Source organism: Niastella sp. sgz303648 (assembly GCF_059587045.1).
Genome location: NZ_JCAPSW010000013.1, coordinates 50,893 through 63,343 on the forward strand (window position 1 = coordinate 50,893; position 12,451 = coordinate 63,343).

7 protein-coding genes are annotated in these 12,451 nt (G+C 41.2%); all 7 read left to right on the forward strand.

Annotated features, from left to right (window positions below; genetic code table 11):
* The first annotated feature begins 13 nt into the window (after window positions 1–13).
* The 7 genes from AC59IL_RS29230 (at window position 14) to AC59IL_RS29260 (ending at window position 12,431) form a co-directional block, all read left to right on the forward strand.
* Entirely contained in the window at window positions 14–1,588 is a 1,575-nt protein-coding gene (locus AC59IL_RS29230; RefSeq protein ID WP_496555778.1) for a RagB/SusD family nutrient uptake outer membrane protein, read from the forward strand.
* A gap of 40 nt (window positions 1,589–1,628) precedes the next feature.
* Window positions 1,629–3,125 (forward strand): glycan-binding surface protein, encoded by a 1,497-nt coding sequence (locus AC59IL_RS29235; protein ID WP_496555779.1) that lies wholly within the window; start codon window positions 1,629–1,631, stop codon window positions 3,123–3,125.
* Between the two features lie 73 nt (window positions 3,126–3,198).
* Window positions 3,199–4,674, forward strand: coding sequence for a cellulase family glycosylhydrolase (locus AC59IL_RS29240; protein WP_496555780.1), 1,476 nt, complete (start codon window positions 3,199–3,201; stop codon window positions 4,672–4,674).
* Between the two features lie 93 nt (window positions 4,675–4,767).
* Window positions 4,768–6,207 (forward strand): cellulase family glycosylhydrolase, encoded by a 1,440-nt coding sequence (locus AC59IL_RS29245; protein ID WP_496555781.1) that lies wholly within the window; start codon window positions 4,768–4,770, stop codon window positions 6,205–6,207.
* 168 nt (window positions 6,208–6,375) lie between these two features.
* The gene (locus tag AC59IL_RS29250) at window positions 6,376–7,968 is read left to right on the forward strand and encodes a GH39 family glycosyl hydrolase (RefSeq protein WP_496555782.1); all 1,593 of its coding nucleotides are present in this window, start codon (window positions 6,376–6,378) and stop codon (window positions 7,966–7,968) included.
* 47 nt (window positions 7,969–8,015) lie between these two features.
* Window positions 8,016–10,295 carry an RICIN domain-containing protein gene (locus AC59IL_RS29255; protein ID WP_496555783.1) on the forward strand — a complete coding sequence of 760 codons (2,280 nt, stop codon included), beginning with the start codon at window positions 8,016–8,018 and terminating at the stop codon, window positions 10,293–10,295.
* 165 nt (window positions 10,296–10,460) lie between these two features.
* Complete coding sequence (locus AC59IL_RS29260; protein WP_496555784.1) at window positions 10,461–12,431, forward strand: alpha-L-fucosidase; 1,971 nt, start codon at window positions 10,461–10,463, stop codon at window positions 12,429–12,431.
* The last annotated feature ends 20 nt before the right edge of the window (window positions 12,432–12,451 follow it).

Below are 12,451 nucleotides of genomic sequence, written 5' to 3' on the forward strand. Positions count from 1 at the left end.
ACTATTAATTTTTATGAAATCAATAGATAAACTATTTATTCCTTTGCTATTGCTTATGGCAGTAGCAGGATGCAAAAAGAGTTTTCTTGACCGCCCTTCTTTATCTCAGATTGCCTCCAATAATTTTTATCAAACTACGAAAGAAATAAGATTGGCTACTGCCAGCCTTTACGGAGGTGCTACCTGTTGGCAATGGCATGGTAATGGGTTTTTACAATTTGGCGATGTGTTGAGTGGAAATGGAACTACCGGTCAATATCAGGGTACTGATAATAATGAACTTTTTGCAGTAAACCTTTCTGCTTCTAACGGTTATGTGCAAGGTGCATGGACGGGCTTATACAATATGATTGGCCAATGCAATAATACTATTCTCGGCATACAACGATATGCCCCTTCTTCTGTTTCTGAAACAGATAAAAATGCGGCGATAGCCGAAGCAAAGTTTATACGCGCATATGCTTATTTTAATTTGGTTTTGCATTGGGGCGCCGTACCTATTGTGGAGGATAATAGCAAGCTGATTGAACACCCCCTGATTAACCGCATAATAGCTTCTGATGTGTATAAATTTGTAACGAACGATCTCGATTATGCAGTACAAAACCTTCCTGCTACTGATAATGCAGGCAGAGTAACTACATGGTCGGCGCAAGGTATGTTGAGCAAAGTGTATTTAACCATGGCAGGTTTGAATGGTAATGGCACACGCAACCAGGCTTACCTGGATAGTGCCAAAAAATATGCAGGAAATGTGTGCAAAAATAGCGGCAAGATATTATTCCCAAGTTATTATGACCTGTTTAAAGTGCAAAACAATGATGTGCCCGAAGTTTTATTTGCTTTTCAATGGGCAGCAGGTACCGGGTATGGCAATGGTAATACGCTCAATAACTATGCGCCAAGCAACACTATTATGCCAAAAAAAGGAGGAGCATGGTCTTCTATGCATCCTACTTACGACTTGTATTTATTGTATTCCGCTAAAGATACGGTAAGACGAAAAGCCACTTTTATGCTTAACGGCGATTACTTTCCTGAATTGAATGCAGCGGGTGGTGGTTATACAGCTACTGGTGTAAGTATAAAAAAACATATTGTTGGTAACGATATAGATAACAGTTCGCCTCTTATGGATTTATGGTCATCGCCTGAGCATGATGCTGCGCTTAGGTTAGCCGATGTGTATATGATCTATGCCGAAGCTATTATGGGAAACAATACTACCACTTCAGATCCCGATGCCTTGATGTATTACAACAAAGTGCGTACCAGGGCAGGTGTTGACCCGCTTTCAACCATAACGCTTGATACGCTTATTAGCGAAAGAAGAATTGAATTTGCTTTTGAAGGACAATATTGGGGGGATCTGGTAAGGCTTTCTTATTGGAAACCAGCTAAAGCGTTGGCTATTATAAATGCACAAAACCGTGCTTTTTTCAATTATGCTGCCGGAGTTGCTACACCAGATGCAAGTCCTGTTGTAACCGTGCTTCCTGCAACAGCCAGTTCATTTACATTGCAAATACCGGCAACGGAGTTAACAGCAAATCCAAAATTGGCAGAACCACCAGTAAAATATTATTAATCAATGTGATTAATTGAGTAAGTATTCAATATAAATTTTTATGAAAAAAACATATAAACTAAATTATGGCATTCTGTTTTTTTGTGTGTCGATGGCATTGATACTATTAATGTCTGCATGCAAAAAGTCAGTAGAACATAGTCCTGTAATTACCGGAGTTGTTAATTATGTTGCATCTCCGGGCGATTCTGTTTTATCCGGCGTTGTGCCCGATGGACAATGGGTAGTTATTACCGGTCAGAATTTACAAAATGCACTTCAAATAACGTTTAACGGAGTGCCGGCTACTTTTAATAATGCATTATTTGCTTCGAATAGTGTTGTAGTGCAAATTCCTTCAATTGTGTTTTCAACAATAGATACTAATAAGCTCAATACCATTCAGTACACAACACCCGGAGGTACAACAACGTTCTCTTTCAAATTAACCCCGGCCGGACCAACGATTACAGCAATTTCCAATGTATTTGCCAACCCGGGCGACTCTGTTTTTATTTATGGCTCAGATTTGGTTTTAGTTCAAAAATTTTCTTATGGAGGAACTAACATCGCTTCATTTAAATCAAATACGTATGGAACTTCTCTTGGTTTTGTGATGCCAACGCCTGCTCCTGCCAGTGGAAATGTAGTAGTAACTACCAGGAGCGGTACAGTTATTTTCAAGATATTGGCAACGCCAACCATTACCGGTGTTTCTAACGAAAATCCAAAAACCGGCGATTCTGTATATATCTATGGTACGTACCTAAAAGGTATTCAAACGTTTACTTTTGCCGGTACGGGTATTACCTCTTTTGTTTCAGCAAGTGATGGAAGTTCTGTAGGGTTTGTTTTGCCAGCGCTTTCTCAAAGCGGACCGGTATCAATTACAACACCCTTTGGAACGGTTACCACGATGTACAACGTGAATGACATAACTGGTGTAGGATCAATCTCCAATTGGGAATGGAGCGGTAATTTTAATTGGCAGTGGTGGGGTGGTGCCACCTTGAATAGTGGCGACCCTAACTCCGGATGGCCACCCTACAATGCTGATTTTCCTGGTAATTCGAGTCTTTTCATGTCGCTTAAAAATAGTATTCTGGCTCCCGGTGAAGGGAATACGTTTTCTAATTATGCCATACTTATGAACGGTGCACAATGGGTACCAACAGCCAATATTAATGATCCGGTTGGTAATTGGGCATTTAAATTTGAAGTAAATATCCCGCAACCATGGAATGGCGGCGCCATTGATATTTTAAGTTCCGACAAAACATATATAGCCAGATGGGAGCCATGGCAAATATCTTCAACTGTCACAGCCGCGTATACCACCAAAGGTTGGAGAACTGTAACCATTCCTTTTACTGAGTTTCGTAAAACCGATGCTACGCTCGGCGAAGGTAGAGGCGTTTCGATAACAAAATTTGCTGATTTATTGGGCGCTACAGGAAATAGCGGGTGCACAATGTATATACACAACTATAGCACTTCGGCAACAGCAACGGGCTTTTACGGTGCTTTTGATAATTTAAGAGTTGTAAAAATTAAATAGCAGGCGGGTGATATGCAGACCGCGTTTATCACCGCTACTTTTAAAAAATTGAAATATCAAAAGAAATATACAGATGAAAAATAAAATTAAAAATATATATGTGATAGCAGGAGGTTTAATTACCCTTCTTTCTATCATTTCCTGTAAAAAAACAAAAGTAGATTCACCGCAAATTTCTGTTTCTAATATTACAGATACCATACCTGAAAGTGGAGGAACCAAATCCTTGTCATTTACCTGTAATGGTGAATGGAGTATTGATACAACCGGATTTGGCTGGGTAAAAGTTAGCCCCACAGCTGGCAATAGCGGTGATGCAACCATTACTTTAACAGCACCAATTAATACGACCGGCATTAGCCGTACAGTAATTTTAAAATTGAATGCTACAAATGGCCAGGCCAGGCGAATTACAGTACTTCAGGCGCCTGTAATTTATCAATCGTATAATACATCGCCCAAAGCACCTGATGCAACCGGCATGGGCAGTACGGCTATGCAAATAAATGCAGGTATTAAAATGGGGATAAACATTTGGAATACTATGGAATCTCCCGGCGGAGAAACAGGATGGGGTAATCCACTGATTACACAATCGCTGATCGATACGCTGAAAAAAGCGGGCTTTAATGCGATAAGAATCCCTTGTGGTTATTGGGCACAAGGGCATATGAACAAAACAACAGGTAAAATTGATGATACCTGGTTAAAAAGGATTAAAGAAGTAGTTCAGTATTGTGTGAATGATGGTATGTATGTGGAGATAAACCGTCACCATGATGGTAATGATGATTTTCACTTAACCGGTGCAAAGTTAGATAGTGCAAAAGCTATACATAAAGCTATATGGGAGCAGGTCGCTACCACACTGCGTGATTTTGATGAGCATATAATGTTTGCAAGCTTCAACGAGCCCAATGCCACAGATTTGCCATCAGCTACTGTTTTACACGATTTTCACCAGATTTTCATTGATGCAGTGCGTTCTACCGGAGGCAGAAATGCGTATCGTACTTTAGTGCTCCAGGCACCAAACACATCGCTTGATCTGATGAACTATTTTACTCCAGACGGATTACCAGGTTTGCCTAAAGATCCCGTTCCTGATAAATTGATACTTGAATTTCACTGGTACTCACCCCCTAATTTTTGTATACTGAGTGATGATGCAAGCTGGGGCAAAGAGTGGCGTTATTGGGGTAAGAACCTGCATTCACTTACCGACCCCGAACATAACTCAAATCCGGATTTTGAAGAAGCCTATTTGGAGCGCAACATGGAATGGGCAAAGAAAGCTTTTGTGGATAAAAACATTCCTGTACTGATTGGCGAGTTTGGTGCAGCATACCATGCCGATGATCTTACAGGCCATCCGGCAGATTCAATCTTATCTTTAACATCAGTCGCACATTTCTTTGGGCATACGGTAAGAACTGCCCGTGCCAATGGACTCTCTCCGTTTTTGTGGGCTGGTGTAATTAACAGGCAAAAAGAAACCATAGAAGATAAACAGCAGTTAGATTCTTTACGCAAAGGAGCTGGATTCTAAGCAAAGTGAATACCCGGGGATGGTGCAATGAAAATAGCACCATCCCTTCAGGTCTATTAGAAAAAAAAACATCTCTATTGATAAACCCAAAATATGAAAATCACCAGGGGATATACAATGACTGGATTTCTTTTTGCCGTACTATTTTTTACAGGCTGTCATAAAAAAACTTCCGTTGCACCGGAACTATCTGTTTCACCATCCGAAATCATTCTTCCATCAGAAGGAGGAACAGCAGATTTAGCAATCAACGCGAACGCAACATGGAATGTCAATAACGCTGCTTCTTCCTGGTTGCAATTAAGCCAAACCAGCGGAAACAGCGGTAGTGCTACAACCCGGTTATCTGCAACACTTAATACTTCCGGCGCAACCCGTTCAACAGTGTTGGTTATAAATTCTTCCAATGGCCAGGCCAGAAACGTTACCGTTTCACAAGCGAATCGTCTATATCCGTCTTACAATACATCTCCCAAACCAGCTGATTCAACAGGAATGAGCACCGCAGTACAACTGGCCGCAAAAATTAAATTGGGCTGGAACATTGGTAATACTATGGAAGCTCCCGGTGGTGAAACCGGATGGGGCAATCCTGTAATAACCGAGTCGTACATAAAATTTGTAAAGCAATCGGGTTTTAATGCTATTCGTATTCCCTGTTCCTTTGATTGGTATCATGTCGATAACAAGGCAACTGCGCATATTGATCAAAACTGGCTCAATAGAGTTAAAACGGTTGTTGGGTATTGTGTAAACAATGATATGTATGTTTTACTGAACATTCATTGGGATGGTGGCTGGCTGGAAAACAACTGTACGCCTAATAAAAAAGATTCTGTCAATGCAAAACAAATGGCCTATTGGGAGCAAATAGCTACTGCCATGCGTGATTTTGACGAACACCTGATGTTTGCCAGCGCTAATGAACCCAATGCAGACGATGCCACTAAAATGGGTGTATTGCTTTCCTATCACCAAACATTTGTAAATGCCGTTCGTTCAACCGGAGGCAAAAATTCTCATAGATGCCTCGTTATCCAGGGATCAAGCGACTGGATAAGTGTGGCCGCTTTCCCAACTGATCCCACTCCCAATCGATTGATCTATGAAGAACATAACTACACGCCTTTTCAATTTACTGCTTTGGATGGAGATGCAAGCTGGGGTAAAATGTTTTACTACTGGGGCGCCGGTCATCATTCAACAATAGAGCCTGACCGTAATCCAACCTGGGGAGAAGAAAGTGAACAAACAAAATGGTTCGGTAAGATGAAATCGATGTTTGTTGATAAAGGTATTCCTGTTATAATGGGAGAGTATGGAGCTTACAGACGTGGAGGTTCGTCAAATGTTCCCAAAGATCTGGACACGCACAATGCTTCGGTAGATTATTGGTTAACCTATGTAACCAAACAGGCAATAGCTTATGGTGTTAAACCTTTTTTCTGGGATACCGGAGGCGCCCTGGACAGAAACAGTAATACGGTAAAAGATCAGCGTACAATTGATGCCATCATTGCTGGCAGCAAATGAAAATTTTCAGATTTGTTACCTGAGCATGCTTCAGACACAACTGACTGCCAGTGCAAATGGTTTAACACCGCCAAGTATGATCATCAATACAAAAAAAATACAATGATGCGTTGGCGCTTTAGCATAAAAAATACCTGAATGGTTTTATGCAGCTGTAAATTATTATCAATGAAAAAAAATATTTTCTTATCAGCGTTCCTGTTTTCTTTCGTTTCGGTGCAACTGTTTGGTCAAAGTTCAAATAGCAATAAGCCGGCTACTCAGGAGCGAATTATAAATATAGATTTCAGCAAAGCAACCGGACGCCTCAATACAATGTTTAACGAATGTGTGGGTGCAGGCAGAGCCAATGAAGGTCTTAGAGCCGACTGGCAGCAACAATTGGCTTATGTAAGAAAAGAATGTGGGTTTAAATACATTCGCATGCATGGGCTTCTGACAGATGATATGGCTGTTTATAAAGAAGACAGCAAAGGAAATCCTGAATACAATTACATGTATGTGGATGCTTTGTTTGATTTTTTGCACAGCATTGGAATAAAACCTTTCGTTGAATTAGGATTTATGCCCGGCGCATTGGCAAGCGGATCTCAAACAATTTTTTGGTGGAGAGGAAATGTAACTCCACCAAAAGACTATGAAAAATGGGCAGGCCTCATAAAAAATATTACAGAACACTTTACAGAACGTTATGGCGCCGATGAAGTAAAGACCTGGTATTTTGAAGTTTGGAATGAACCAAATCTTTCGCCTGGTTTTTGGACAGGAACACAACAGGATTATTTCAAACTTTACAAATACACGGCACAGGCGGTTAAAAGCGTAAACAAGGATTACCGTGTTGGCGGACCGGGAACTGCCGGCGCAGCATGGGAAAGTGAGATGATTGATTACTGTTACAAAAATAATCTGCCCATCGATTTTATCAGCACTCACTCGTATGGTGTGAAACAAGGCTATTTGGATGAATATGGAAATTCCGGTACAGTGCTCGCCAAAGAAGAGTTTGCAGTTAGTGGCGATGTACTTCAATCGCGAAAGGAAATTGCAACTTCACTAATGCCTAACCTGGAACTGCATTACACCGAATGGAGTGCATCGTATACCCCCGCGGACCCTGTTCATGACAGTTATCATGAAGCAGCGTATGTGTTGCAAAAACTGAAACAGGTTGGCAATGCAGCAAACTCTATGTCGTATTGGGTGTTCACAGATATTTTTGAAGAACCGGGACCAAGATTTACACCTTTCCACGGAGGTTTTGGAATGTTGAACATGCAAGGCATCAACAAGCCTGTATTTTATTCATACCAGTTTTTAAATCGTTTGGGAAATATTGAACTGGTAAATAAAGATGCCGCTTCGTGGGTTTGTAAAGATTCATCAGGAAACATGCAGGCATTGGTTTGGGATTACACTTACACGCTTCCCGATAGCACCAATAACCAGCAGTATTATACCCGCGATTTGCCTTCGAAACAAAAAGGAAAATTAAAGGTCAATATTGCAAACGTTCCCAATGGCAATTATGCTCTTGAAGTTTTTAAAGTAGGTTACCATAGCAATGATGCTTATTCCACTTATCTGTCTATGGGGAAACCTGCACAACTTACAAAGCAACAGGTAGAGCAAATAAAGAGGCAAAACGATGGTTCGCCACTTTTAAAAGAAATTATCACTATTAAAAATGGAGCCGCCTTTTCAAAAGAGCTTGAGCTTCATGAGAATGATGTTTTCTTTTTAAATATTATCAAACTGTAAATGATATTGGCTTTTAAAACGATCCGTTCACAACCAAAACAAAACCAATGATTAAAAAAATCATCTTGCTGTTGTTGTGCCACATCGCACTTTTTACAGCCTTTTCACAAAATGTAACTATTTCAGTTAATGCAACGCAGAACAAACGCCTGATCTCCCCATACATATATGGACGAAATGAAGGCTTTGACAAATCTGTGCAATTTTATAAAGATGCGGGGTTGCATTTCGCACGTATGAACGGCGGAAATAACGCAACAGGTTACAACTGGCGAAAGAAAATTACGGTTCATCCAGACTGGTATAATAATGTTTATAATGAGGACTGGGATGCACACGCACAAAACATTGTTACCAATTATCCTGATATCCAGGGCATGTTTGCTTTTCAATTACTGGGCCGGGTTGCCTCCAACACCAATAACAACTTCAATGACTGGGCTTACAATCAATCCCAGTATTGGTCTGGTGTTGGCCAGAACTTAGCCGGTGGAGGAACGCCCGATCCAAACGGCGGTAGTAAAGCCCTGGTTGACGGAGACATTAATTTGTTTACGCAGACCTGGCCTGCCGATTCTTCTGTAGGAATTCTAAATCATTGGTTTGGAACCAATGGTTTAGGGCTTAACAAAAACCAGTTTGTATACTGGAATATGGACAATGAGGTAGATATATGGAGCGGCACTCATGATTATGCTATGCCAACACAGATATCGGCGTCTGCCTTTATGGATCGTTATATAGAATTAGCGAAAAAAGCAAAAGCTTTATATCCGGGCATCAAGCTCTGCGGGCCTGTTGCAACCTCTGAATGGCAATGGTACAAATGGTCAAATGAAAGTATCTACATAAATGGCCGGTATTATCCCTGGATTGAGTATTTCATAAAACGCCTTGGCGATGAGTATAAGGCAACCGGTATCAAACTGGTAGATGTGGTAGATATTCACAACTACCCCTTCTATAATAATGATGCGGAGGCGCTGCAGGGACACCGGATTTATTATGATACAACGTATGATTATCCGGGTTCAAACGGTATTAGAACAAGTACCGGCGGATGGGATGCATCACTTACAAAACAATATATTTTCAAGCGCATCAACGGCTGGTTAAATGAACAATTTGGCGCCAACCATGGCATAACATGTGGGGTAAGCGAATGGGGTACCATGTCGAGCAGCAACCCAAGCCTTGAATCTGTTATATATGCTTCGCATTTGGGTACATTTGCAAACAATGGCGTTGAATTGTTTTCTCCCTGGAACTGGTCTATCGGCATGTGGGAAACCCTGCACCTCTTTAGCAGGAATGCAAAAAAATATAGCGTATCCAGTACTTCTTCACTCGAAAACACAGTATCTGCTTATTCTTCGGTAAACGAAAATGCCGACTCTTTAACGGTGATGCTTGTAAACCGTGACATGAGCGCTTCCCGCACTGTTACAATCAATCTGAGCAATTTCAATGTTGCCAATGGAAATTACAACACATTGCAGTTGTCGTCTTTACCGGCAACAGAGACTTTTGTATCGCACACGCAAAATGCGTTGCAGGCAAATACCGTGGCGGTAAACTCAAATTCATTGACCATAACGGTGCCGGCACTTTCTACAACGGCCATTCTGCTGGTTAAAGCCACTGCACCTCCTGTTACTTACGTTACTTTAAAAAACAGAGCTACCGGATTGCTGATCGATGGTATGGGCAGGTTCACCAATGGTGACAATGCCGGGCAATGGAGTAATAGCGGCAGTACAGCACAGCAATGGTCAACAGAAACCGTCGGAAATTATGTAATGCTGAAAAATCGTGCCTCTGGATTATATCTTGATGGTATGTACAGGTCTACCAATGGTGACAATGCCGGGCAATGGAGTTATAGTGGCAGTGATGCACAGCAATGGACAAAGGAAACTACCGGAAACTATGTTAAGTTTAAGAATAAAGCCACAGGATTATATCTCGATGGAATGGGGCGTACCACCAACGGTGACAACTTAGGCCAATGGAGTTCGAGTAGCAGTTTTAACCAGCAATGGGCATTAACCACTGTTGGAAATGGGCGAATAGCAACAACTGCCGATACTGATCGGGTGCTGTTACATCCGAATCCGTTTAAATCAACATTTAGTATGATCGTTGACAAGCCGGATGAAATAATAAGTATTACAATTTTTGACATGTTAGGCCGGCAGGTTGAAACCATTGGGCATGCAGCAATCTCAAACTCAATGTCAATGGGAGCTTCCCTGAAATCGGGAGTGTATGTGGTACAGGTATATGAAGTAAATGGAGTTAAATCATTTAAGGTAGTTAAGGAATGACGTGGTGACTAAAGTTGAATAATTTCAAATAACAGCATGTATCAAATCAATAGTTTAACCAGGTTTGTTTTGTGTGGGATATTTATTTCCTTAAGTGCAATCGGCTATAACCATGCACAAACAAAAGCTCCTGCGCCTTTTGGTCCTGTTCCAACAGAAAATCAGATGAGATGGCAGGAAATGGAATATTACGCTTTTGTTCATTTCTCATTAAATACCTATACAGATCAATCGTGGGGATATGGAAATGAAGATGTGAAACTATTTAATCCTGATAAGCTGGATTGTCGTCAATGGGCCCGTATTTGCAGGCAGGCAGGAATGAAGGGAGTAATAATAACGGCAAAGCACCATTGTGGTTTTTGTCTGTGGCCTTCAAAGTACACGGAGTATTCGGTAAAAAATGCTCCATGGAAGAATGGAAAAGGCGATGTGGTTCGCGAAATGGCCGATGCCTGTAAAGAATATGGTTTGAAATTAGGCATCTATTTGTCGCCCTGGGATAGAAACCACCCCGACTATGGAAAGCCTGAATACATTACTTACTTCCGTAATCAACTTACAGAGCTTTGTACCAACTACGGGCCCATTTTCGAAATATGGTTTGACGGCGCGAACGGAGGTTCGGGATATTATGGCGGCGCTAATGAAACCCGCACAATAGACCGTACAACTTATTACGACTGGCCGAATACGTATAAGCTGATTCGCAAATTGCAACCCAACATTGTTATATGGAATGATGGAGGCGACAGGGGCGATCTTCGATGGGTTGGAACCGAAGCCGGCCAGGTTGGTGAAACCAACTGGAGCTTATTAAATGCAAAGGGCGAAGTATCATGGAATATGTTGCACTTCGGGTTAGAAAATGGTGATTCGTGGGTTTCTGCCGAAGTAAATACTTCCATCAGGCCCGAATGGTTTTATCATTCGGGTGAAAACGCAAGGGTAAAAACAGTACCTCAACTGATGGATACCTATTATAATTCCATTGGGCACAACGGTTCATTGCTACTTAACTTCCCCATTGATATAAGAGGTTTGATTCATGAAAATGATGAAAAAGCAGCGATTGGATTTGCAAAAGCAGTGAAAGAAGCATTTGCCGTGAATCTGGCTGCAAAATCAAAAGCAACAGCTTCGAATGTTCGTGGCAATTCAAAACAGTTTGATGCATCTAATGCAACAGATGTCAATAAAAACAGCTATTGGGCAACCGATGATGGTATAACAAAATCTTCGCTGACAGTAGATTTTGGTAAGCCAACCACATTCAACCGTTTTCTGGTACAGGAATACATTCGTTTAGGACAAAGAGTGAAAGCCTTCACCGTTGAAGCGCTGGTTAATGGAAACTGGAAAGAACTGGCAAATGCCACTACTATCGGTTACAAACGCATACTGAGTTTCCCTACTGTCAGGGCAACACAGGTTCGCTTCAACATAACCGATTCAAAAGCTTGCCCTGTAATTTCCAACATCGGAATTTATAACGCCCCGCAACTGCTAACGCCTCCTTCAATTATCAGAAATCAATCCGGTGAAATAAAAATAATTCCGGTTGATGAAGAATCGGTTGTTTACTATACATTGGATGGAAGTGTTCCAACTACCAAATCGAAAAAGTATACAAAACCATTTCAAACAGAAAGGAAGTTAGAAGTAAGAGCAATTGCTTTCGATCCTGCTACCCGCAAAAGCAGCCCTGCAGCTCATGAAAAATTCGATATCTCCAGAAAGGATTGGAAAATTATAGGAACAGAAGACGAAAAGGCTTATGCAGTCATTGATGGAAATCCTTCTTCTGCATGGCATCAGCCAAAGGGAACACAAATACCTGCTGATCTTGTAATCGATTTGGGGAAAGAAGAAAATCTTTGTGGTTTCAAATACTATCCTGACCAAACCCTGTGGGGGCCAGGTATCATCACTAATTACCGGTTTTATGTTTCAAATGATAATAAAGAATGGAAACTGGTAAATGAGGGTGAATTCTCCAACATCAAAAACAACCCTTTGTGGCAAACCAAAATATTTACGGCTGAAAAAGCCCGTTATATCAAACTGCGGGCTTTAAAAAATACGGAGGATAACGATAATATCGGCTATGGAGAGGTGGATGTGATTACAAACTAAATGTATTGCGGCAGGATAGA